This is a genomic window from Klebsiella terrigena, from assembly GCF_006539725.1.
GTDB lineage: Bacteria > Pseudomonadota > Gammaproteobacteria > Enterobacterales > Enterobacteriaceae > Klebsiella > Klebsiella terrigena.
Map to the genome: position 1 here is coordinate 37871 of NZ_BJNO01000012.1, position 24262 is coordinate 62132.

At 57.2% G+C, this 24262-nt stretch carries 21 protein-coding genes; 9 read left to right on the forward strand and 12 right to left on the reverse strand.

Annotated elements, in window-relative coordinates:
• Positions 1-73: 73 nt before the first annotated feature.
• The 5 genes from RTE01_RS14425 to dapA form a co-directional block, all read right to left on the reverse strand.
• Positions 74-2074, reverse strand: a complete 2001-nt coding sequence (locus RTE01_RS14425) for a tRNA(Met) cytidine acetyltransferase TmcA (protein WP_134527250.1) — start codon at positions 2072-2074, stop codon at positions 74-76.
• Between the two features lie 12 nt (positions 2075-2086).
• The gene (gene ypfJ / locus RTE01_RS14430; RefSeq protein WP_134527254.1) at positions 2087-2959 is read right to left on the reverse strand and encodes a KPN_02809 family neutral zinc metallopeptidase; all 873 of its coding nucleotides are present in this window, start codon (positions 2957-2959) and stop codon (positions 2087-2089) included.
• A 121-nt stretch (positions 2960-3080) separates the two neighbouring features.
• Positions 3081-3794, reverse strand: coding sequence for a phosphoribosylaminoimidazolesuccinocarboxamide synthase (gene purC / locus RTE01_RS14435; RefSeq protein ID WP_041146677.1), 714 nt, complete (start codon positions 3792-3794; stop codon positions 3081-3083).
• A gap of 109 nt (positions 3795-3903) precedes the next feature.
• Positions 3904-4938: an outer membrane protein assembly factor BamC gene (gene bamC, locus RTE01_RS14440; protein ID WP_134527257.1), complete on the reverse strand. Its 1035-nt coding sequence runs from the start codon at positions 4936-4938 to the stop codon at positions 3904-3906.
• Between the two features lie 16 nt (positions 4939-4954).
• Positions 4955-5833 (reverse strand): 4-hydroxy-tetrahydrodipicolinate synthase, encoded by an 879-nt coding sequence (dapA, locus tag RTE01_RS14445; RefSeq protein ID WP_041146679.1) that lies wholly within the window; start codon positions 5831-5833, stop codon positions 4955-4957.
• Positions 5834-5986: 153 nt separating this feature from the next.
• Between dapA and RTE01_RS14450 the strand changes: the two genes are divergently transcribed.
• Both RTE01_RS14450 and bcp read left to right on the forward strand, forming a co-directional pair.
• The gene (locus tag RTE01_RS14450; RefSeq protein ID WP_041146680.1) at positions 5987-6556 is read left to right on the forward strand and encodes a glycine cleavage system transcriptional repressor; all 570 of its coding nucleotides are present in this window, start codon (positions 5987-5989) and stop codon (positions 6554-6556) included.
• A gap of 3 nt (positions 6557-6559) precedes the next feature.
• Complete coding sequence (gene bcp / locus RTE01_RS14455; RefSeq protein WP_041146681.1) at positions 6560-7030, forward strand: thioredoxin-dependent thiol peroxidase; 471 nt, start codon at positions 6560-6562, stop codon at positions 7028-7030.
• A gap of 79 nt (positions 7031-7109) precedes the next feature.
• Here the strand turns inward: bcp and RTE01_RS14460 are convergent, their stop codons facing one another.
• Entirely contained in the window at positions 7110-8177 is a 1068-nt protein-coding gene (locus RTE01_RS14460; RefSeq protein WP_041146682.1) for an AI-2E family transporter, read from the reverse strand.
• Between the two features lie 225 nt (positions 8178-8402).
• On the opposite strand from RTE01_RS14460, the gene bepA reads away from it, so the two are divergent.
• Together bepA and arsC are read left to right on the forward strand one after the other, a co-directional pair.
• Positions 8403-9866, forward strand: coding sequence for a beta-barrel assembly-enhancing protease (gene bepA / locus RTE01_RS14465; protein WP_041146683.1), 1464 nt, complete (start codon positions 8403-8405; stop codon positions 9864-9866).
• 9 nt (positions 9867-9875) lie between these two features.
• A complete protein-coding gene (gene arsC, locus RTE01_RS14470; protein WP_041146684.1) occupies positions 9876-10235 on the forward strand; it encodes an arsenate reductase (glutaredoxin) in 360 nt (119 codons plus the stop codon).
• Between the two features lie 44 nt (positions 10236-10279).
• On the opposite strand, the gene RTE01_RS14475 is transcribed toward arsC, so the two are convergent.
• The 5 genes from RTE01_RS14475 to bglK all read right to left on the reverse strand — a co-directional run bounded on the left by RTE01_RS14475 (position 10280) and on the right by bglK (position 15614).
• Positions 10280-10981, reverse strand: a complete 702-nt coding sequence (locus RTE01_RS14475; RefSeq protein WP_217698328.1) for a DnaA inactivator Hda — start codon at positions 10979-10981, stop codon at positions 10280-10282.
• 94 nt (positions 10982-11075) lie between these two features.
• Positions 11076-12374: a uracil permease gene (gene uraA / locus RTE01_RS14480; RefSeq protein WP_041146686.1), complete on the reverse strand. Its 1299-nt coding sequence runs from the start codon at positions 12372-12374 to the stop codon at positions 11076-11078.
• Positions 12375-12470: 96 nt separating this feature from the next.
• On the reverse strand, positions 12471-13097 hold the full coding sequence (upp, locus tag RTE01_RS14485) for a uracil phosphoribosyltransferase (RefSeq protein ID WP_041146687.1): 627 nt from the start codon (positions 13095-13097) through the stop codon (positions 12471-12473).
• A 182-nt stretch (positions 13098-13279) separates the two neighbouring features.
• Positions 13280-14710 (reverse strand): 6-phospho-beta-glucosidase, encoded by a 1431-nt coding sequence (locus RTE01_RS14490; protein WP_115192132.1) that lies wholly within the window; start codon positions 14708-14710, stop codon positions 13280-13282.
• Between the two features lie 10 nt (positions 14711-14720).
• A complete protein-coding gene (gene bglK, locus RTE01_RS14495; RefSeq protein WP_041146689.1) occupies positions 14721-15614 on the reverse strand; it encodes a beta-glucoside kinase BglK in 894 nt (297 codons plus the stop codon).
• Positions 15615-15878: 264 nt separating this feature from the next.
• On the opposite strand from bglK, the gene purM reads away from it, so the two are divergent.
• From purM to ppx, 4 genes are all read left to right on the forward strand, one after another.
• Complete coding sequence (purM, locus tag RTE01_RS14505; RefSeq protein WP_115192131.1) at positions 15879-16916, forward strand: phosphoribosylformylglycinamidine cyclo-ligase; 1038 nt, start codon at positions 15879-15881, stop codon at positions 16914-16916.
• Complete coding sequence (purN, locus tag RTE01_RS14510; RefSeq protein ID WP_041146691.1) at positions 16913-17554, forward strand: phosphoribosylglycinamide formyltransferase; 642 nt, start codon at positions 16913-16915, stop codon at positions 17552-17554. Before purM ends, purN begins: the two co-directional genes overlap by 4 nt.
• 286 nt (positions 17555-17840) lie before the next feature.
• Positions 17841-19901, forward strand: coding sequence for a polyphosphate kinase 1 (gene ppk1, locus RTE01_RS14515; protein ID WP_041146692.1), 2061 nt, complete (start codon positions 17841-17843; stop codon positions 19899-19901).
• A 3-nt stretch (positions 19902-19904) separates the two neighbouring features.
• Positions 19905-21437 carry an exopolyphosphatase gene (gene ppx / locus RTE01_RS14520; protein WP_134527260.1) on the forward strand — a complete coding sequence of 511 codons (1533 nt, stop codon included), beginning with the start codon at positions 19905-19907 and terminating at the stop codon, positions 21435-21437.
• A 40-nt stretch (positions 21438-21477) separates the two neighbouring features.
• Here the strand turns inward: ppx and RTE01_RS14525 are convergent, their stop codons facing one another.
• Positions 21478-23715: an EAL domain-containing protein gene (locus RTE01_RS14525; RefSeq protein WP_123551817.1), complete on the reverse strand. Its 2238-nt coding sequence runs from the start codon at positions 23713-23715 to the stop codon at positions 21478-21480.
• Between the two features lie 354 nt (positions 23716-24069).
• Here RTE01_RS14525 and RTE01_RS14530 point away from each other — a divergent pair, with 354 nt between their 5' ends.
• Positions 24070-24261 (forward strand): YfgG family protein, encoded by a 192-nt coding sequence (locus RTE01_RS14530; RefSeq protein WP_071844960.1) that lies wholly within the window; start codon positions 24070-24072, stop codon positions 24259-24261.
• Position 24262 lies beyond the last annotated feature (1 nt).

Here is a 24262-nt window from a genome sequence, read left to right on the forward strand (position 1 = left end):
TTTCTCCTTAGTCTACGCGGGCAGTGTACGCCGCAGATAAAATATGACCATGACATTTAACTGAATGAGTTAGTTAAAAAAATTGCAGTTGCTCAACCTGCTGGCGCAGCGCATCGGCGCGGGCCGCATCCAGGCTGAGCAGCGCCTGTCCCGCCTCCTCGCGTAACCTTGCCAGCAGCGCTTTGCGCCCGGCCAGCCGCAGCGAAGCGCAAAGCTCGGCCTCATCCTGCTGCCGAAGGCGGGCGCGCAGGGCCGGAAGCGCCAGGTCAACCCGCAGCAGCAGGCGGTTCAGGCAGCCAATCGTCGCCAGCAGCGGGCGGTGGGCAAAGGCGAATCCGGCGGCCTCGAGCCAGTCCTCTTCCGTCAGCATAGCAGCCTCGACAGCCGGCAGCGGCAGCGCCTCTTCCCGCCATTCGCGCAGCCAATACTCGTCGCGCTGCAGCCGCGCCAGCTCCTGCTGGCGTAAGCGGTGGCCCGCGGGCGTTAACGGATAGAGCGCCATCGCCGTATAGCAGCCGCTGCTCGCTTCACGGTGGGTACCGAGGCGCACCAGCGTAAAGCCGCAGCGCTGCCAGAAGCGCCAGAGCTCGGCGGTGTAGCCGAAGCTCACCGAGAGGTAATCAAGCCCCTCCGCCTCGGCCACGGCCTTCGCCACCAGCGCCTGGCCTGCCCCTTCACGCTGGCGCGACGGATGCACGGCAATGCGGCCAATTCGTCGCGCCACCAGCGTAGCGGCCAGCGGAGTGCCGCCGTGCGCCGCCAGCGACTGGGCCACCAGATTGCCGCGCGGGCGGCGGTATCCCGCCCACACCGCCTGACTGAGGGCGGGGGCAAGACCGCCCTCCTCCACCAGCCACAGCGCTCCGGCAACGTGGCTCCCGGCGCGCGCGCAGATAAACCGCTGTCCGGGAGCGTCCATCATTCGGCGGAGATCCAGCGGGGAGGTGCGATAGTGGGCGCCGGAGAGGAGCTGATACATCGCCTCCGGCAGGGCCGGCTGCCGCTGCCAGCTGGACTGATGTACCGTTTCCAGCGTCACCTGACCCAGCGGTGGATGCCTGAAGGCCTCATCCCCAAACAGCAGCAACTCGCTCACCAGCGCCTCCAGCGGGCAGCCCGGCGCCCAGCGAACGGGCGCAGAGAGGCTAAACTGGCGCAGCTGTGCGAAGCCTGAGCAAAACTTAAGCAGAAAGCCGCGGCCGGTTCCTTCATATCCCTGCACGGTCGTGGTCAGCAGCGTGCGCGGGAAGCGCGCCACCAGCCGACGCAGCAGCGGCCCGGGAATGGCGGCCGCTTCGTCAACGATCAGCCACGAGGCGTTGACCCCAGACGCCAGCAGCGCGTCGGGGGCCATAAAGCGAAAATCTTCCCCGGCAAACGCGGCGATAACGTCCGTGGCGCCGCGGGCGGGGGCGGTAACGATCGCCTCGCCCCTTAGCTCTCGGATCAGCATCCCCGCCAGCGCCGATTTCCCCCGCCCGCGCTCGGCGGTTACCGCGGCAATGCCGGGAGGGAAAGCAGCCAGGTCGGCAAGGATAGCCGCCTGTTCCGCCTGCGGGCGGCCGTCAGCGGGATGCCACAGGGGCCGGGACGCGGCATCCGGCAGGCGCGGCGCCTCACCCTGCTGCCAGACCAGCGCCTCTTTAGCCGCTGCGATCCGCTGGCAAAAGCGCTGCACAAAGTTGGGGGTTGGGATAGGCTCCGGCGCATCGCTCCAGCGCAGCGAATCCGCGTCCGGCTGCGTCGGCCAGCGTGCAAAAGGAGGAGTCAGCAGCACCAGCCAGCTTCCGGCGCGCAGCGTGCCGCAGAGGGCGGCAAACGCCGCCACGTCGAAGCCGCTGCGGGCGTCAAAAAAGGCGTGCTGGTATTCGCGCCCGAGCAGAGACTTCAGGGCGCCGGGAGAGCCAGAGGGCGCCGGCATCGGCTGGGGAGAGATCCACAGACCATCCCCGGCCAGCCGTTCACGCAGCGCCAGCGCCTGCTGCAGGCACCACGCCTCGTCGCCGCTGAGCACCAGCAGGCGACGAATGCCCTGCTGCGCCATCCGGGCCGTCAGGTTAAGGATTTCGTCCATCTACAATAGCGGTCAGAGCGCATTACCAAACGTATTGCACTGCGCCGGATCTCCGCTGTCAAAACCGCGTTTAAACCAGGTATAGCGCTGCTGGGAGGTGCCGTGGGTAAAGCTGTCCGGGACAACGCGCCCCTGGCTTTGCTGCTGGAGGCGGTCGTCGCCAATGGCCTCTGCGGCATTCAACGCTTCCTGCAGATCGCCGGTTTCCATCACGTCCTGATTCTGCATGCTGTGACCCCAGACGCCGGCAAAACAGTCGGCCTGGAGCTCCATTTTCACCGACAGGCGGTTAACTTCAGCCTGCGATGCGTTCTGCTGCAGCTGGCGCACTTTGGATTCAATGCCCAGCAGCTTCTGTATGTGATGCCCAACCTCGTGCGCAATCACGTAGGCCTGAGCAAAATCGCCGTCCGCGCCGAGCTTGCTTTTCATCTCATCGTAGAACGAGAGGTCGATGTAGACCGTGCTATCGGCCGGGCAGTAGAACGGCCCCATCACTGACTGGCCGGTACCGCAGCCGGTCCGCGTCGCGCCGCGATAGAGCACCAGCTTCGGCTGCGGGTATTGACGGCCCATCTTTTGGAAGATGGCGCCCCAGGTGTCTTCGGTATCCGCAAGGATCACCTTAGTGAACTTCGCGGCCTGCTCTTCCTGCGGGCTGATGGAGCGTTGGGTGGTGGTTTGCTGCTGTGAAACCGGCTCTCCGGTCAGCATGCCGGTCAAATCCACGCCGTAATAGCCGGCAACCAGCACGATAATCAGCAGAACGATACCGCCTTTCCCGCTGGGAAGACGGAAACCGCCACCGCCGCCGCCGAGGGGGGAACCGGAATCATTACGTCGATCTTCTACATTGTCGCTTTCGCGACGCCCTTGCCAGCGCATAGGCACCTCAATTGATCAAGTTCTCGAATATGAGAGATCGTAGGCGGTTCGGCGCAGGATTACCACTGGAAACAACAAGAAGAGCGCCAGAAGATAGAGATACCTTCTGGCGAAAGGAGGATTAGTCGAGCTTAACGCCAAGACGATGGGCCACTTCTTCGTAGGCCTCGATCAGGCCGCCGAGGCTCTGACGGAAGCGGTCTTTGTCCATTTTGTCGAGGGTATTTTTATCCCACAGGCGGCTGCCGTCCGGCGAGAACTCGTCGCCCAGCACCACTTCGCCGTTAAACAGACCAAACTCCAGCTTGAAGTCGACGAGGATCAGGCCCGCGTCGTCAAACAGCTTTTTCAGCACGTCGTTCGCTTTGAAGGTCAGCTCCTGCATGCGGGCCAGATTCTTTTTATTCACCCAGCCGAAGGTTTCGCAGTAGGACTCGTTGACCATCGGATCGTGCATCGCATCATTTTTCAGGAACAGGTCAAACAGCGGCGGATTCAGCTCAATACCTTCTTCGATGCCCAGACGCTTAACCAGAGAGCCGGCCGCACGGTTGCGGACTACGCACTCAACCGGAACCATCTCCAGCTTTTTCACCAGGCACTCGGTGTCAGAAAGTAGCGCTTCCATCTGGGTCGGAATGCCGGCTTCTTCCAGCTTGCTCATAATGAAATGGTTGAACTTGTTATTCACCATCCCCTTACGGTCGAACTGTTCGATGCGCGCGCCATCCCCTGCTGAAGTATCGTTACGGAACTCGAGTATCAGCAGGTCCGGGTTCTCGGTGCTGTAAACGGTTTTCGCTTTACCACGATACAACTCAGCTTGCTTGTTCATCTTTGTCACTCCAGTGAAGATATAGACGATAAAAAAGGCGTTTCTGTGCCGACGCACACGTTTGCGTCACTATACAGAAAAAAGGGCTGGATTGCTCCAGCCCTGTTTATTACTTACCGAATGCGGCCTGGAATACGGCAACCAGCGCGTCGTTCTGCGACTGGGTCAGCGTATGACCTTTCGGGTCAATGAACTGCAGGCTGCTGCGGTTATCAAGGTCGCCAACCTGCAGCTTGTAGTCACCAGAGACCAGCTGCGGATCGTGGGCACCCAGCGCCTGCCAGCTGCTGTCAGACAGCGGCTTGTAGGTCAGCGCCATGCTGCCCTGAGAACGCGTGCTGTCGGTCACCTTCATGCCCGCTTTTTCCAGCGCGCCAGGCAGACGTTGCCACACGAGGTTAAACGGCGCGCGAACAACCAGCATCGGCAGACCGGTATCGTCGGCGGCGCTCTGCACGTCGAAGGTCGCGCCGGCGTTTTTCTGCGCCGCGTTCTGCGCGCTGGTGGCGTTCATATCCAGACCTTCGGAAATGACGTTCAGCATAGAGGTGCTGTAGCGCTGCAGCGATACCGGATCGGATACCGGTTTCCCGGCCTGCTCGAGGTTAACCAGCTTCACCACAACCGCCTGCTGATAGCCCTGCGGTTTAACTGAGATTTGATAGCGACCACGGTACTGCTGGTCTTCATCGAGGCGATTCCACTCCACCCAGTCGGTGCTCAGCGTCTGGCTGGCATCGTCACGTTTGGTGATGACGTAGTTTTTTGACTGCAGAATGGTGTTGACCTGCGCCCACAGCGAACCGCTGCGGCCGTTCTCCACCATCAGCGTCGAAGTGTCACCATTAAACTGAGTGCGTGCGCCGTTTACCAGGGCCAAAGGCTGGGCCGGTGGACGAATGTCCAGAGCTTTACCCACCGCGCCGGTGCTGGTCGCAACCGGAATATTATAATCGCCAACCTGAACCGGCAGGATCATCCCCGCAGGCGCGTGAAGCTCGCTGAGCGGCGTAGCTTGCAGGTAAACCTCGTCACCGCCAACCTGACGCTTGTAGCGCGAATCCGAACTACAGGCCGCAAGAAGCAGGACCAATGAAACACCCGCAACCTTCGCCAGGCGCGACTTCTGTACTGAGTAAGCCATCAAATCTCCCTAAACTTTACAGCAAACCGGCATGCTTCAGCGCTGCGGTTACCGCCTTCTTACCGTCTTCGGTAATCGGCGTCATCGGCAGGCGCAGCGTATCGGTCGCCACAAGACCCAACGCCTTGCATGCCCATTTCACAGGGATAGGGTTGGGTTCGACAAATAATTTTGTATGCAATGGCATCAGACGCTGGTTAATCGCCCGCGCTTCGGCAAATTGACCGGCCAGAGCCAGTCGGCACATATCCGCCATTTCACGAGCCGCAGCGTTTGCGGTAACGGAAATTACGCCATGACCGCCCAGCTGCATAAAGTCCATTCCGGTGGCGTCATCGCCGCTCAGCAGAATAAAGTCGTCTGAAACCAGCTCTTTGATCTGATGAACGCGACTTAAGTTCCCCGTCGCTTCCTTAATACCGATAATATTTTTTACTTCCGCCAGACGCCCGACGGTTTCCGGCAGCATATCGCAGCCGGTACGGGACGGCACATTATACAGGATTTGCGGCAGGTCGGTGTGTTCTGCGATGGCTTTAAAGTGTTGGAACAGGCCTTCCTGGGTCGGGCGGTTGTAATAAGGGGTTACCGTCAGACAGCCAACGATGCCGCTGTCGTTGAAGCGCTGGGTCAGGCTGATCGCCTCTGCGGTTGCATTTGCACCGGTCCCTGCGATAACGGGGATACGCCCGTCAGCCAGCTCAAGCGTCATCATCACAACGTCGCCATGCTCTTCATGGCTCAACGTCGCGGACTCACCGGTAGTCCCTACCGAAACGATCGCCGAGGTTCCGCTGGCGACATGGTAATCAATCAGTTTTTTCAGGCTTGTCCGGCAGACGTTACCGTTTTCATCCATCGGCGTGACAAGCGCTACAATACTTCCCGTGAACATGGGCCATCCTCAGAGCAGAAGTGCGACAAGATTCTCAATGTTACGTTTGGTGCCGTAATAAAAGCAAGAGACCCGATGCCTTCAGGGATGTTGTATGCCGGTTTTTTTTATGCTTTCCTAATGTTACCTCACCTTTTTAAAGGAAGAACAGGTTTGACCGCCTCATTACAACACTATCTGGTTATTACCGCTTTGGGCGCTGACCGTCCCGGCATCGTGAATACGATCACCCGCCACGTCAGCAGCTGCGGCTGTAATATCGAAGACAGCCGGCTGGCCATGCTCGGTGACGAATTTACGTTTATCATGCTGCTTTCTGGTACGTGGAACGCGATTAACCTGATTGAATCGACTCTACCGCTGAAAGGTGCCGAGCTGGATCTGCTGATCGTGATGAAACGGACGACCGCTCGCCCGCCTCAGGCCATGCCGAATACGGTCTGGGTCCAGGTTGAGGTACCGGACTCGCCGCATATTATCGAGCGCTTCACCGCCCTGTTTGACGCGTGGAATATGAATATCGCCGAGCTGGTTTCTCGTACCCAGGTCGGCAGCGATGACGATTCAGCCCAACTGTTCATCCAGATAACGGCGCACAGTCCCGCTACGCAAAATGCATCAAATATCGAACAAGCGTTCAAAGCCCTATGTACAGAACTCAATGCACAAGGCAGTATTAACATCGTTAATTATTCACAGCATGATGAACAGGATGGAGTTTGAGTAATGAATCCACTGAAAGCCGGTGATATTGCACCGAAATTTAGCTTACCAGACCAGGACGGCGAGGAAGTAAATTTGACCGACTTCCAGGGACAGCGTGTTCTGGTTTATTTTTACCCGAAAGCCATGACCCCCGGTTGTACCGTCCAGGCCTGCGGCCTGCGCGATAATATGGATGACTTAAAAAAAGCGGGCGTTGAGGTACTGGGCATCAGTACGGATAAACCAGAAAAACTCTCCCGTTTCGCCGAAAAAGAGCTGCTGAACTTCACGCTGCTGTCTGATGAAAACCATCAGGTCTGCGAGCAGTTTGGTATCTGGGGCGAAAAATCGTTTATGGGGAAAACCTACGACGGTATTCACCGTATTAGTTTCCTGATTGATACAGATGGCAAAGTTGAACACGTGTTTGATAACTTCAAAACCAGCAATCACCACGACGTGGTGCTGAACTGGCTGAAAGAAAACGGCTAACGTTTTATCGAACGCAGGACGCCGGGGCATTTCACCGCCCCGGCGTCCGTTTTAGCGCCTGGTTCATCAAGCCGTCGCGCTATTTATCCTCTTCAACCACCAGTCCGTCCGGCCAGGCGTGCACCACCGCCTTGATTAACGTCGCCAGCGGGATGGCAAAGAATACGCCCCAGAATCCCCACAGCCCGCCAAAGATAACCACCGACAGAATAATAACCAGCGGATGCAGGTTAACCGCTTCCGAGAACAGCACCGGCACCAGCAGGTTACCGTCCAGTCCTTGAATAATCAGGTAGACCGCAAACAGGCTCCAGAACTCAGTGCCCGCGCCGAACTGAAACAGCGCCACGCCCACCACCGGAATGGTGACCACGAAGGCGCCAATGTAGGGGATCAGCACCGAGAAGCCGACCAGCACCGCCAGCAGCAGCGAATAGTTGAGCCCGAAGAGGATAAAGCCGATCCACGTCGCCACGCCGACGACGATCATCTCCAGCACTTTACCGCGAATGTAGTTGGTGATTTGCTGATTCATCTCCTTCCACACCTGCCCTGCCAGCCCGCGGTTACGCGGCAGCACGCGGCGTACGGCGTTGAGCATCTGCTCTTTGTCTTTCAGCAGGAAGAAAACCATCAGCGGCACCAGCACCAGATAGACCGCCAGCGTCAACAGGCCCACCAGCGAGGCCAGGGAGTACTTCACCACCGAATCGCCAACGGTCAGCATGCGGTTGCGCATATTGTCCGCCATCGCGTCGATGATCCCGGCGTCCATCAGCGCCGGATAGCGGCGCGGCACGGTGGCGGCAAAATCGGAGAGCTTATTCAGCATCCCCGGCATATCGCGGATCAGATAGATACCCTGCTGCCAGGCGACGGGCATCACCACGAAGGCCATCAGCAGCAAAATACCGACAAACAGTATCAGAACGAACGATGTCGCCCAGGTACGAGACAGCCCCACACGCTCGAGCCGGACGGTCGGCCACTCCAGCAGATAGGCCAGCACGATAGCCACCAGTAGCGGCGCCAGCAGACCGCTGAAAAAGAACATAATGCCGAACCCAGCCAGCAAAATAACCAGCAGCGCTATCGCCTCCGGATCGCTGAACCGACGGCGGTACCACTGTATTAACATCTCAAGCATAAACCCTTCCCTGAAGCGCAAAACCGCAACAACCCGAGGAAGTGTATCTAAATGTCACAAAAAAGACTTCGCTTTTTATTAGCAAAACCACAAACATGACTTCCCGCAGCAAGATCATATTTTCAACGGCGTCAACGACAGCTAAACTCGCAGGACGCGCGGAAATGGAACATTACGCCGCCCTACCGGTCAAACTGGCACACCCACATACACAGGACAGAGGTTATGTTCAGGCAGTTAAAGAAAACGCTGGTGGCAACCGTGATAGCGTCGCTGACGCTGGGTTCGATTTTACCTGCTTTTGCTGACTCCGCAGATACCCTGCCGGATATGGGTACCTCTGCAGGAAGCACGCTTTCCATCGGTCAGGAAATGCAGATGGGGGATTACTACGTTCGCCAGCTCCGCGGCAGCGCTCCGTTGATCAACGACCCGCTGCTGGTGCAGTACATTAACGGATTAGGCATGCGCCTGGTTGCGCACGCCAACTCGGTGCGAACGCCCTTCCACTTCTACCTGATTAACAACGACCAGATTAACGCCTTCGCCTTCTTTGGCGGCAACGTCGTGCTGCACTCGGCCCTGTTCCGCTACTCGGATACGGAGAGCGAGCTGGCGTCGGTCATGGCGCACGAAATTTCGCACGTCACCCAGCGCCACCTCGCGCGCGCGATGGAAGACCAAAAGCGCAACGCCCCGCTGACCTGGGTCGGCGCGCTGGGCTCGATTCTGCTGGCGATGGCCAGCCCACAGGCCGGTATGGCCGCGCTCACCGGCACGCTGGCCGGTACCCAGCAGGGATTAATCAGCTTTACCCGCCAGAATGAAGAAGAGGCCGACCGCATCGGTATTCAGGTGCTGCAGCGCTCCGGGTTCGATCCGCAGGCCATGCCGGCGTTTATGAGCAAGCTGCTTGACCAGTCGCGCTACTCCACCCGGCCGCCGGAAATGCTGCTCACCCACCCGCTGCCGGAAAGCCGCCTGTCCGACGCCCGCAACCGCGCGAATCAGATGCGTCCGGTGGTGGTGCAATCGTCGGCCGATTTTTATATGGCCAAGGCGCGAACGCTGGGGATGTATAACTCCGGGGACAATAAGCTCGGCGACGATTTGCTGAACGCATGGGCGAAAGGCAATATCCGCGAGCAGCACGCCGCGCAGTACGGCCGCGCCCTGCTGGCGATGGGCAACAATAGCTACGATCTTGCGCGTAAAACCCTGCAGCCCCTGCTGAGCGCCGATCCGCAAAATGCCTGGTATCTCGATCTGGCAACCGATATTGACCTTGGCCAGAAGAAAACGGCCGATGCGATTAACCGCCTGAAGAACGCCCGCGAAATCCGCACCAACCCGGTGCTGCAGCTGAACCTCGCCAACGCTTACCTGCAGGGCGGGCAGCCGGCAGAGGCGGCGAATATCCTTAACCGCTACACCTTCAATAATAAAGACGACGGCAACGGCTGGGACCTGCTGGCGCAGGCGGAAGCGGCCCTTGGCCATCGCGATCAGGAGCTGGCGGCCCGTGCGGAAGGGATGGCGCTGGTCGGCCAGCTTGCACAGTCTATTTCGCTGCTCAGCAGCGCCAGTTCACAGGTGAAGTTGGGCAGCCTGCAGCAGGCTCGCTACGATGCGCGCATCGATCAGCTGCGCCAGCTGCAGGAACGCTTCCGCCCATATCAAAAAATGTAAGGAGACCCCATGTCTGACGCGGTAAAAATCTACCATAACCCTCGCTGCTCCAAGAGCCGCGACACCCTCAGCCTGCTGAAGGCTAACGGTATCGACCCTGAAGTGGTGCTCTATCTGGAGACGCCGCCGGATGCGGCGACGCTGCGCCAGCTGCTGAAAATGCTGGGTATGGTGAGTGCCCGCGAGCTGATGCGCCAGAAGGAGGATCTGTATAAGTCACTGGAACTTGCCGATCCTCAGCTCAGCGAAGATGCGCTGATTCAGGCGATGGTCGACAACCCGAAGCTGATTGAACGCCCTATCGTCGTCAGCCACGGCGAAGCGCGGATCGGCCGACCGCCGGAGCAGGTGCTGGATATCGTGAATTAAGCAGGATGCGCCATCGTCATGATGGCGCCGAACCCAATGGCTCGCTAGAGCTTAAGGATCTCTTTAACGAAGGGAATGGTCAGCTTACGTTGGGCGGTAATAGAAGCGCGATCGAGCTGATCGAGCGTCATAAACAGCGAGCGCATTTCGCGATCGAGGCGCTTGAGCAGGAAGCGGCAGACGTCTTCCGGCATCTCAAACCCGCGCAGCCGCGCGCGCAGCTGCAGCGCCTGCAGCTTGTCTTCATCGGACAACGGCTGCAGCTTGTAGATTTGTCCCCAGTCGAGGCGCGATGCCAAATCCGCGAGGCCAAGATTGAGCTGGCGCGGAGGGCTATCACCGGTGATCAGCAGACGGGTTTTACCCGACTCCAGGATGCGGTTGTAAAGGTTGAAGATCGCCATCTCCCACGGCTCGTCGCCGGCCGCGCATTCGATATTATCGATACAAACCAGCGAAAGCTGTTCCATCCCCTCCAGCACTTCCGGAACAAACCACGTACGCTTATCCAGCGGCACGTAGCCCACCGCATCGCCGCGCTGGGAAAGCTCCGCACAGGCGGCATGGAGCAGGTGACTGCGCCCCGCGCCTTCACGCGACCAGATATAGATGTACCCACTATGCTCCTGCCGCAGAACGTTCTGTAAGGCAGCGAGAAGAGAAGGATTACCACCTGGCCAAAAACTCGCAAAAGTTTCATCGTCAGGAAGGTACAGTGGCAAGGAGAGCTGTGCCGGTGCGTTCAGATGGACCTCATCATAGACTGACAGAAAAACGCGAAGAGTTTATCACGAAGTCTGCCGTGAGAGAACCGGGCGGGATCGCCGCCCGGCTGGAGGATCAGCGTTTTGCCTCGGCGTCATCAGCCGAATCAGCCGCGTCCAGAACCACCTCTTCCGGACGCAGGACGCTAATTAATTTGAAGATCAGGCTCAGGGCGACGCCAACGATCGTGGCCAGCGCCATGCCTTTCAGCTCCGCCGCGCCGATGTGCACCTTCGCGCCGCTGACGCCAATGATCAAAATCACCGAGGTCAGGATCAGGTTCTGCGCCTTGTTGTAATCGACCTTCGATTCAATCAGCACGCGGATACCCGATGCGCCGATCACGCCGTACAGCAGCAGCGATACGCCGCCCATTACCGGCAGCGGAATGATCTGAATGGCCGCCGCCAGCTTGCCGACGCAGGAGAGCAGAATGGCGATAATCGCCGCCCCGCCGATAACCCAGGTACTGTAGACTCGGGTAATCGCCATCACGCCGATGTTTTCACCGTAGGTGGTGTTGGGCGTCGAGCCAAAGAAGCCGGAGATCATCGTCGACAGGCCGTTGGCAAACATCGAGCGGTGCAGGCCGGGATCGCGAATCAGATCTTTTTTAACAATATTCGCCGTCACCACCAGGTGCCCGACGTGTTCGGCAATCACCACCAGCGCGGCGGGCAGGATGGTGAAAATCGCAAACCACTCAAAGCGCGGGGTGTAGAAGGTCGGCAGCGCAAACCAGTGCGCCTCAACGATAGGAGTGGTATCGACAACGCCCATCACAAAGGAGAGCGCGTAGCCCACCAGCACGCCGATAAGAATCGGGATGATGGCGAGGAAACCGCGGAACAGCACCGAGCCAAACACCGTCACTCCCAGCGTCACCATTGAGATAATAATGGTTTTGCTATCGGGCGACTGCCCGTCAGCGGGCAGCAGGCCGGCCATATTCGCCGCGACGCCGGCCAGCTCAAGGCCGATAACCGCGACGATAGCCCCCATAGCCGCCGGCGGGAACATCACGTCCAGCCAGCCGGTGCCGGCCTTTTTAACAATAAAGGAGACGATGCAGAACAGCACGCCGCACATAATAAAGCCGCCCAGCGCGACCTCATAGCCCAGCGGCAGCAGCAGCAGAACCGGGGAGATAAACGCAAAGCTCGACCCCAGATAGGCCGGGATTTTGCCCTTACAGATAAACAGGTACAGCAGCGTGCCGATACCGTTAAACAGCAGCACGGTAGCCGGGTTGATGTGAAACAGGACTGGCACCAACACCGTTGCGCCAAACATAGCGAACAGATGTTGCAAACTTAGCGGGATTGTCTGTAAAAGCGGCGGTCTTTCACTCACCCCGATTGCGCGGCGCGTCATAGTGTTTTCCTCTGAGTGTCGTTTATTAGTTGCTGTTGGCGTGTTTTATTCAAAAAAAAGCCGACTCTTAAAGTCGGCTTCTTATTAATGCTGCAATTATTTGGTACCAAAAATCTTATCGCCGGCGTCGCCGAGCCCGGGAATAATATATCCATGCTCGTTGAGGCCCTGGTCAATGGACGCGGTGTACATCTCGACGTCCGGGTGCGCTTTCTCCAGCGCGGCAATCCCTTCCGGAGCGGCAACCAGTACCAGCACCTTGATGCTTGAGCAGCCCGCTTTTTTCAGCAGGTCGATAGTGGCGATCATCGAACCGCCGGTTGCCAGCATCGGGTCAACCACCAGCGCCATACGTTCGTCGATATTGGAGACCAGCTTCTGGAAGTAAGGCACCGGCTCGAGGGTTTCTTCATCACGGTAGATGCCAACGACGCTGATGCGCGCGCTCGGGACGTGTTCCAGAACGCCTTCCATCATGCCGAGACCGGCGCGCAGAATAGGCACGACGGTAATTTTCTTACCTTTGATCTGCTCAACTTCAACCGGGCCATTCCAGCCTTCGATGGTGACCCTTTCGGTCGCCAGGTCGGCGGTGGCTTCATAAGTTAGTAAGCTACCAACCTCTGAGGCGAGTTCACGGAAGCGTTTGGTGCTGATGTCGTGCTCGCGCATCAGGCCCAGCTTGTGTTTGACGAGTGGGTGTTTCACTTCCACAATCTTCATTCTCTTTCTCCTCTGAGGGGCAGCCACAAAAAAAATCGCGGGATTATACCGCTTTTTCCCATTTGCGCCATAGCCGATATGTTTGACCGGGATCAACCAAAATGCTTTGCGCTGCCTGAGCCAGTATAAATCAAAATAAAAAAACCCCGCGCAGGCGGGGTTTCACGGGGCTTCCAGGCGGTTTAGAGTATTTCGCCGTTACTGCCGATAACCTGCTGATACCACGCAAAAGATTTCTTGCGGCTGCGGGCAAGGGTGCCGTTACCTTCGTTGTCTTTATCGACGTAGATAAAGCCGTAACGCTTTTTCATCTCGCCGGTTCCGGCAGAGACCAGGTCGATACAGCCCCACGGGGTGTAGCCCATCAGGTCAACGCCGTCTTCCACCACCGCTTTTTTCATTTCGGCGATATGGGCGGAGAGATAATCAATGCGGTACTGGTCGTCTACCGTGCCGTCAGCTTCGCGCACGTCGATAGCGCCAAAGCCGTTTTCAACAATAAACAGCGGCAGCTGGTAATGATCCCAGAACCAGTTCAGGGAGTAGCGCAGCCCAACCGGGTCAATCTGCCAGCCCCAGTCCGATTTCTGCACGTACGGGTTGGAGACCAGGCTTTTCGTCTCATCATAATCCAGCTGCGGATTATCTTCGGTGGCCTTGGTGGCGAACGACATATAGTAGCTGAAGCCAATATAGTCGACGCAGCCTTCGCTTAACGCCACGCGATCTTCTTCGGTGATATCCAGCGCAAAGCCGCGGCGCTCAAAGTAGTTGAGCAGGTGCTGAGGGTACTTACCGCGCACGTGAACGTCGGTGAACCAGTAGCGGCGGTGCATGGCGTTCATCGCCATCATCATATCGTTCGGCGCGCAGGAGAGCGGGTAAATGGGGCACATCGCAATCATGCAGCCGACCTGCAGCGCCGGGTTAATCTCCCGCGCGGCTTTCACCGCCAGGGCGCTGGCAACCAGCTCGTAGTGCGCGGCCTGATACATCACCGGCTCGCGATCCTCACCCGGCAGGAACTTCAGCCCCGAGTTGGTGAACGGCGCAAAGTCTTCGTGGAAGTTTGCCTGGTTGTTGATCTCGTTAAAGGTCATCCAGTACTTCACTTTATGCTGATAGCGCTTAAACACCACCTGCGCAAAGCGCACGAAGAAATCAATCAGCTTACGGTTACGCCAGCCGCCGTATTCGCTCACCAGGTGATAAGGCATCTCGAAGTGGGAGAGCGTAATAACCGGCTCAATCCCGTGCTTCAGGCACTCGTCGAACAGATCGTCATAGAACTGCAGCCCGGCTTCATTCGGCTCCTGCTCGTCGCCCAGCGGGAAAATACGCGTCCAGGCAATAGAGGTACGAAAGCATTTGAAGCCCATTTCCGCAAACAGCTGAATGTCATCTTTATAACGATGATAAAAATCAATCGCCTCATGGTTAGGGTAATTTTTACCCGCCACTACGCCGTCGGTAATTTCACGCGCCACGCCGTGGGCGCCTGCGGTCATCACGTCGGCAACGCTCGCGCCCTTGCCGCCCTCCTGCCAACCACCTTCCAGCTGATGCGCCGCAACCGCGCCGCCCCACAGAAAACCTTCTTTAAATCCAGACATGTTCTCTTCCTTATGAGCGATCGCCCGTCGGCGACCGGTATTGCTGATTGAAATGGTAAACGGCGCCAATTAGCCCGGCGTCGTTGCCGTGGCTAACGGTGTCGATATAGTCTGCAATGCCAAACCAGGCCAGATGTTCACGCAGCAGCGTCAAAAAGCCCGGCCGTTCCACGATGCCGCCGCCGATGAGGATAGTCTGCGGATCGAACACGTTGACGAGGTTATAAAGGCCGGTGCCAAGGCCGTTAAAGAATTCGGCCACCAGCCGATGACAGGTCGCATCGCCCCTGTCGTAGCGATCGAATATCTCTTCCCCGGTCACCTCTTCCAGCGTTTTTCCGAAATGCTCGGCGTAGCGCTGGCGTAAGACGCGCAGGGTACAGTTCTCATTCATTGAGTAGCGACGAACGTTGCGGGCGCCCGGGCGCTGGGTCTGCATATAGCCAAATTCGCCTGCGCGAAAGCTTGCGCCGTGCACCAGCCGGTCATTACAGAAGATAGCCCCGCCGATCCCGGTGCCAATCGTCAGAACCAGAAAATCACTTATATTGGCGGCTTTGCCCTGCCAGCGCTCGGCCAGCAGCACGCAGTTAGCGTCGTTTTCAATGGCGACGGGAAGTCGGGTCCGTTGTTCAAGCCAGGTTTTGATAGCGAAATTATCGAATCTGCGAATAGCGCCGCCCATTTCGATATAGCCGGTGTGCGGATTAACGTAGCCGGGCGCGCTGATCGCCACCCCTTCACACTCCGGGTGCGCGGCGATCCACGCCAGCATGGCCTGCAAAATTTGCTCGCCGTCGCTGTCGCGAATCGGCTGCTTTCCCTTCTCCAGCAGCTCGCCGGTGCTGGTCATAGTGCCCATTTTTAGTGCCGTGCCACCAATATCAAATGCGGCAATTATCATCCTGTCCACTCTCCTGAATCCCCTCGGTACCGTCGTTTGGTTCGCTTAAACAAAAAAAGAAACCGGTTTCAGTGGCATGATGGTCATTCTGGCGCGCCGAGGCAAGCACAAGAATGTACCCGGTTTCATTTTCGTGAACAGTATCAAATTTGTCCATCTCACCGCCGATTAACACCGACTGTAAAGCAGGCTCGCAAACGTTTGCTATCCCTGTTAGAATTGCGCCGATTTTTCTTGCTACCGCAAATGTGTGGAGACTTCGCAGTGACCGATAAAACCTCTCTCAGCTATAAAGATGCCGGCGTAGATATTGATGCAGGCAACGCGCTCGTCGACCGTATTAAGGGTGTGGTGAAGAAAACCCGCCGCCCTGAAGTGATGGGTGGACTGGGCGGATTCGGCGCACTGTGCGCATTGCCGCAGAAATACCGCGAACCGGTACTGGTCTCCGGCACTGACGGCGTCGGCACCAAGCTGCGTCTGGCAATGGACCTCAAGCGTCACGACACTATCGGTATCGACCTGGTAGCCATGTGCGTCAACGACCTCGTGGTTCAGGGCGCTGAGCCGCTCTTCTTCCTCGACTACTATGCGACCGGCAAACTGGACGTCGATACGGCGGCCAGCGTTATCAGCGGCATCGCCGAAGGCTGCCTGCAGTCAGGCTGCGCGCTGGTTGGCGGCGAAACCGCAGAAATGCCCGGCATGTACCATGGCGATGATTATGACGTCGCGGGCTTCTGCGTCGGGGTTGTAGAAAAATCAGAAATTATCGACGGCAGCAAAGTTGCCGACGGCGACGTGCTGGTCGCACTGGGCTCCAGCGGCCCGCACTCCAACGGCTACTCGCTGGTGCGTAAAATTATTGAAGTCAGCGGCGTCGACCCGCAGACCACCGACCTGAACGGTGCGTCACTGGCCGACCATCTGCTGGCGCCGACCCGCATCTACGTAAAATCGGTGCTGGACCTGATCGCAAATGTTGAAGTTCACGCTATTGCGCACCTGACCGGCGGCGGCTTCTGGGAAAATATCCCGCGCGTTCTGCCGGATAACACCCAGGCGGTGATCGACGAGTCCTCCTGGCAGTGGCCGGAAGTCTTCAAATGGCTGCAAACTGCCGGCAACGTCAGCAGCCATGAAATGTATCGGACCTTCAACTGCGGCGTCGGCATGGTCATCGCGCTGCCGCCGGAAGCCGTCGATAGCGCCCTCGCTCTGCTGAACGAAAAAGGTGAAAACGCGTGGAAAATAGGCTATATCAAAGCCTCTGATTCCGAACAGCGTGTGGTCATTGAATGAAAAACATCGTGGTGCTGATTTCCGGTAGCGGCAGTAACCTGCAGGCAATGATTGACGCCTGCGCGCGGAAACAGATCGGCGGCACCCTGCGAGCGGTATTTAGCAACAAGGCCGATGCTTTCGGCCTTGAACGCGCGCGTGAGGCCGGTATCCCGACCCATGCGCTCACCGCCAGCCAGTTCGCCAACCGCGAAGCGTTCGATCGCGAGCTGATGCACGAGATCGACGCCTACGCGCCGGATGTGGTGGTGCTTGCGGGCTACATGCGCATTCTTAGCCCGGCGTTTGTTGCCCACTATCAGGGGCGGCTGCTGAATATCCACCCTTCCCTGCTGCCTAAATATCCCGGACTCCATACCCATCGCCAGGTGCTGGAAAACGGCGATGAGGAGCACGGCACTTCGGTGCATTTCGTCACCGATGAGCTGGACGGCGGCCCGGTTATTCTGCAGGCCAAAGTTCCGGTTTTCGCCGGCGATAGCGAAGATGACGTTACCGCTCGCGTGCAGGCTCAGGAACACGCCATTTACCCGCTCGTCGTCAGCTGGTTTGTCGACGGTCGTCTGCGCATGGAGGGCGGTCAGGCCTGGCTTGACGATGCGCCTCTGCCGCCGCAGGGGTATGCGGCAGAAGAGTAATAGATAGCGCCTCTCACATCCGTCAGAGGCGTTTTTTTTTGCCACCGCAGTCACCGCTCATCTGCGCCATAACCCCGGGCGACGGATGCCTTTTTGCGCCCGACGCGCGGCAGCAAACATCAGAATCAGCGTTTTTTGCACACAGAACGAGCAAAGGAAAGCGACCGCCTTTTCTTCGCAGCGCGTTGAAAGAAAACTGTCATACTTCTTTGACATAGTTGGACATTCAATGGCAAAGCTCGCCATAATGAAAAAGCAACATCAATCAACCGGAGTGTGAGTTGTAATGGGCCAGGAAAAGCTATACATCGAGAAAGAACTCAGCTGGTTATCCTTTAACGAACGCGTACTTCAGGAAGCGGCGGATAAGAGCAACCCGCTGATTGAGCGCATGCGTTTTTTGGGCATTTACTCCAACAACCTCGATGAATTTTATAAAGTGCGCTTCGCTGAACTTAAGCGCCGCATCATCATCAGTGAAGAGCAAGGTAGTACCGCCCATTCTCGCCACTTATTAGGTAAAATCCAGGCCCGGGTGCTGAAGGCCGACCAGGAGTTTGACAGCCTCTACAATGAGCTGCTGCTGGAGATGGCGCGAAATCAGATCTTCCTGATTAACGAACGCCAGCTGTCGGTCAACCAGCAGTCCTGGCTGCGCAACTACTTTAAGCAGTACCTGCGCCAGCACATAACCCCTATTTTGATTAACCGCGAAACGGACCTGATCCAGTTTTTGAAAGATGATTACACCTATCTGGCGGTGGAAATCATTCGCGGCGACACCATTAACTACGCCCTGCTGGAAATTCCGTCAGATAAAGTTCCGCGCTTTGTTAACCTGCCGCCGGAAGCCCCGCGCCGCCGCAAGCCAATGATCCTGCTCGATAACATTCTGCGCTACTGCCTGGATGATATCTTTAAAGGCTTCTTCGATTACGATGCGCTGAACGCCTACTCGATGAAAATGACCCGTGATGCCGAGTACGATCTGGTGCACGAGATGGAATCGAGCCTGATGGAGCTGATGTCCTCCAGCCTGAAACAGCGCCTCACCGCCGAGCCGGTGCGCTTTGTTTATCAGCGCGACATGCCGGACACCATGGTTGAAATGCTGCGGGCCATGTTCTCGATTTCACGCTATGACTCGATGCTGCCGGGCGGCCGTTACCACAACTTTAAAGACTTTATCGGCTTCCCGAACGTCGGCAAAGCCAACCTGGTCAACAAGCCGCTGCCGCGCCTGCGCCACACGTGGTTTGATAAGTTCCGCAACGGTTTCGACGCCATTCGCGAACGCGACGTGCTGCTCTACTACCCGTACCACACTTTTGAGCACGTGCTGGAACTGCTGCGCCAGGCCTCCTTCGACCCCAGCGTGCTGGCGATCAAAATCAATATTTACCGCGTCGCCAAAGACTCGCGGATCATTGAGTCCATGATCCACGCCGCCCACAACGGTAAAAAAGTCACCGTGGTGGTCGAGCTGCAGGCGCGCTTTGACGAAGAGGCCAACATTCATTGGGCGAAGCGCCTGACTGAGGCCGGCGTGCACGTTATCTTCTCCGCCCCTGGGCTGAAGATCCACGCCAAGCTGTTCCTGATTTCGCGTAAAGAGGGCGACGAGGTTGTGCGCTACGCCCATATCGGCACCGGTAACTTCAACGAAAAAACCGCGCGCCTGTATACCGACTACTCCCTGATCACCGCGGATGCGCGAATTACCAATGAAGTTCGTCGCGTGTTCAACTTTATCGAAAACCCGTACCGCCCGGTTAGCTTTGACTATCTGCTGGTGTCGCCGCAGAACTCGCGCCGCCTGCTGTATGAGATGATCGATCGCGAAATTGCTAACGCCCAGAACGGCCAGCCTTCCGGGATCACCCTTAAGCTGAACAACCTGGTCGATAAGGGCCTGGTTGACCGCCTCTACGCGGCCTCCAGCTCCGGCGTTCCCGTTAACCTGTTAATCCGCGGTATGTGCTCCCTGATACCGGGGCTTGAAGGGATTAGCGACAACATTCGCGTTACCAGCATCGTTGACCGCTTCCTGGAGCACGACCGCGTCTATGTCTTTGAAAACGGCGGCGATAAGCAGGTCTGGCTCTCTTCCGCTGACTGGATGACGCGCAATATCGACTACCGTATTGAAGTCGCCGCGCCGCTGCTTGACCCGCGTTTGAAACAGCGGGTGCTGGATATTTTTGACATCTTGTTCAACGACACGGTGAAAGCACGCTATCTTGATAAAGAACTGAGTAATAGCTACGTGCCGCGCGGCAACCGCCGTAAAGTTCGCGCTCAGATGGCGATCTATGACTATCTCAAATCACTCGAACAGCCCGATTAACCTATGCCTATAAACGAAAAAGCCCCTCGTCCCCAGGAGTTTGCTGCGGTCGACCTTGGTTCAAACAGTTTTCATATGGTGATCGCCCGTGTCGTCGACGGGGCAATGCAGATCATCGGCCGCCTTAAACAGCGGGTTCATCTGGCCGATGGTCTGGATGAAAACTCCGTGCTCAGCGAAGAGGCGATCGCGCGCGGGCTTAGCTGCCTGTCGCTGTTTGCCGAACGCCTGCAGGGCTTTGCGCCCTCCAGCGTCTGCATCGTTGGCACGCATACGCTACGCCAGGCGGCGAACGCGGCCGAGTTTCTCAAGCGCGCGGAGCAGGTTATCCCCTATCCGATTGAGATAATCTCCGGTAACGAAGAGGCGCGCCTGATTTTTATGGGCGTTGAGCATACTCAGCCCGAGCGTGGCCGCAAGCTGGTGATTGATATCGGCGGCGGCTCAACCGAGCTGGTCATCGGCGAAGATTTCGAGCCGCGGCTGGTCGAAAGCCGCAGAATGGGCTGCGTCAGCTTCTCGCAGATTTACTTCGCTGGCGGCATTATCAACAAAGAGAATTTCCAGCGCGCGCGCCTGTCGGCGGTGCAAAAGCTGGAAACCCTGGCGTGGCAGTTCCGCATCCAGGGCTGGACCGTGGCGCTCGGCGCCTCCGGGACCATTAAGGCCGCTCAGGAAGTGCTGATCGCCATGGGCGAGAAGGACGGCTTTATCACCCCTGAACGCCTTGAAATGCTGGTCGCTGAGCTGCTGAAGTATAAAAACTTCGACTCGCTTAGCCTGCCGGGCCTCTCTGAAGAGCGCAAAGCGGTATTTGCTCCGGGGCTGGCGATTCTGTGCGGCGTGTTCGATGCGCTGGCCATCAAAGAGCTGCGCCTGTCGGACGGGGCGCTGCGCGAAGGCGTGCTGTACGAGATGGAGGGTCGTTTCCGCCATCAGGATATCCGCAGCCGCACCGCGCAAAGCCTGGCCAACCAGTACAATATCGACCGCGAACAGGCGCGTCGGGTGCTGGAGACCACCACCCATATCTTTGAGCAGTGGCAGGATCAGAACCCTAAGCTGGATAACCCGAACCTCTCGGCGCTGCTGAAATGGGCAGTTATGCTGCACGAAGTGGGGCTGAATATTAACCACAGCGGTATGCATCGCCACTCCGCGTATATTCTGCAGAACAGCGATTTGCCGGGCTTCAATCAGGAGCAGCAGATGCTGATGGCCACGCTGGTGCGCTATCACCGTAAGGCCATCAAGCTCGACGATTTGCCGCGCTTTACGCTGTTTAAGAAAAAGCAGTTCCTGCCGCTTATTCAGCTCTTACGCCTCGGCATTCTGCTGAACAACCAGCGCCAGGCGACGACAACGCCGCCGACGCTGAAGCTGAAGACCGAAGCCAACCACTGGACGCTGGTATTCCCGCACGACTGGTTTAGCCAAAATGCGCTGGTGCTGCTCGATCTGGAAAAAGAGCAGCAGTACTGGGAAGGCGTACCCGACTGGCTGCTGAAGATTGCCGAAGAAGAGCCTGATAGCTAGCAGGCAGGCCGGGCGCTCTGCGTCCGGCCTGTTTTACCCGTCAAACCGCCTTCGGCACGTCCAAGTTAGCCAGCGTTTCCAGCGGCACGGGCTCGCCAATCTCATAGCCCTGCATGTAGTCGATACCCAGCGACATCACCGCCTGACGAATCTCCTCCGTTTCAACATACTCCGCCACTACCTGCATATTCTTCATCCGCGCCAGATGGCAAATCGAGGCCACCACCTGATAGTCGAGGCTGCTGGTGACCAGATTACGAATAAAGCTGCCGTCAATTTTCAGCAGGTCGACGTTGAGGCTTTTCAGCCGAGCGTAGCTGGCATAGCCGGTCCCGAAATCATCGATCGCCACGCGGCAGCCCAGCGCCTGTAAATGGGCCAGCGTTTGTCGCGCCTGCTCCGGATTGTTCAACGAGTGATTTTCGGTCAGCTCGAATATTAGCTGCCAGGGCTCAACCCCGAAGCGCGCCAGCCGCTGCTCCACCTCCTGTGGGAACTGGCTGCGGCTCACCGACACCGGCGACAGATTCACCGCCAGCCGCAGGCCCGGAAGAGTGTGCCGATGCTGGTTCATAAAGGAGAGCGTATTTTCCAGCACCCACAGATCGATCCGCGAAGCGAGGCCAAACTCGTGGGCTACCGGGAGGAAGCTATCCGGATTGATGGTTTCGCCATTCTCGCCCACCATCCTCAGCAGCACTTCATGGTAGCTGTCGCCGCGGATCCCGACTATCGGCTGCGCCATCAGGCGAAAGCGGTCCAGCTCCAGCGCCTGCAGGATCTGATTCATCATCGCCACCTTATCCTTTAGCCCATGCTGGACGTGGATCGCGCCCCGACGCTGCATATTTTCCGGGTGACCGCTGGTTAACGACATATCGGCAATGGTATTCAGCTCGCCTAAGAGCAAATACAGATGCTTCACCGGCGAGCGCACGCTGCAGTAGCTCAGGCCCACCGCGGGCTGCAGCGGCATCCCGTCCCAGACAAAGCGAAACTGCTTCAGGTGCTTATCCAGCGCGTCGATTCGCGCCTTGTGATCGTCGCAGTTCATACGGATAACCAGATCGTGGCCCGAGAGGTGGTAAACGGCCTCATTCGGCTGCAGCAAGGCGCTAAGGTGTTCTGCCAGATTTTGCTTGTACTGAATGCGCAGCATCACCCCATAGTGCCGTCCCAGCAGCTCCAGTTCAGGGATGCGCAAAAAGCACAGCACCGACCACGGCGAGCTTTCGAGGGCCCGGCTTAGCGCGCGTAAATTCGGCATATGCACCACCGGGTCGAGAAACGCCATTCGCCGCACGCGCGCGTGGATCAGCCGCTGCTGCGTCGCCAGCATGGCCATATAGGCGATAATAAACGAGAACACCAGGTAACTGGATGAGGTGATAGCCAGCTGATTATTGTAGCCCATCGAGAACGGCAAATAGCGGTCATGAAAATGGATAATAAGAATTAATACCGGCGTCCAGACCATCGCGATAAAGCGATAGCCAAAGCGCATCGCTCCCCACAGCATCACCGGCATAAGTAATGATAATGTATAATTTGTGCTAAATATCGTACTGGTATTACTCAAGGGTATTAATAATAGTACTAATAACATTAACAGCGTAAGTGCCCAGAAAATAAACTCAACCCGCTTTATTTTGGGGTCAATTTGCAGGCGAATTTGCGAAATAAATCCGCGTATATGTAATGGATTACGAATAATACGCAGCAGGAAATAGCACAGCGGTACGCCGGTTAAACACCCGACCATCAGCGCCTGGAAAGTGATTAGCGATCGTAAACTAAAGGGGTCAATGCCGATCAGGCCCGTGGCGCGAGGATGCAGGCCAAGGTACTCGGCAAACTGGGAAAGCACGAGGAATATTGCCGACGGCAGCAGCATTTGCCAGAACAGCCTCTGCGGCATCAGGCCGACGTTACCGTGCGAGATCTGCTGCCTGCGCGGGACAAAAATACGGTAGCCGCCCCAGCACAATACCACCGGGATCAGAAAGTGGAAGATAACGCCGACCGCCTCTTCCGGAGCCATGCGACGGGCCACCGTGCACCACAGCCCGATGATAATGCCGGGCAGCGCGCTCCAGCCAAAAAACAGCATCAGGCTCAATACCAGCGCCAGCGGTAAATAGTAAAGAGAAACTTCATTACCGTTCAGCTCAGCGTAGGTATTTGTCCATCTCGCCAGGGGAAGTAAGAGAGTAGGTAACACCAGCGGCAGCGCCCACCACTTGTCCCGATATTGTCTGTACAGATTAATTATGCTCATAGATGCTCTACGGATAACCCAAACTCCAGCAGGGTATATTCAGGCAGGCATCCAACCCAACCATCTCAACCGCGTAAGGAATAATGACGCGGAACTGGCTGGAGATTCTAGTTACCAGCGAAAACAGACAGTTGATATAAATCAAGAAATCATTTAGCTAATATTAATAATGCTTATTTTTTTGCCATTGGCCGCTGGAAAAAGAAACCATGTAAATGCATTGATTATGTTATATAACACTAAGTAATGCTTTTGGCTGAGGCACTTTTACATCCTCATCAATTGACCCCGCCCCTTTCCTGTGCCTTAATACGCCTAACGCCCATGTTATGGGTATACTTTAAGGAACCTTTTGTGAGTCAGGCACCCAGTATGCGTAAACGACATCGATTTAACCGTCGCATGACCCGTATCGTACTGCTTATCAGCTTTATCTTTTTCTTTGGACGTTTCGTCTACTCCTCTATCGGTGCCTGGTACCATCATCAGGACAAAAAAGAGTCGCAGCAATCCACCGCCCCGGTGGTCACGCCGACCCGAGAATAGC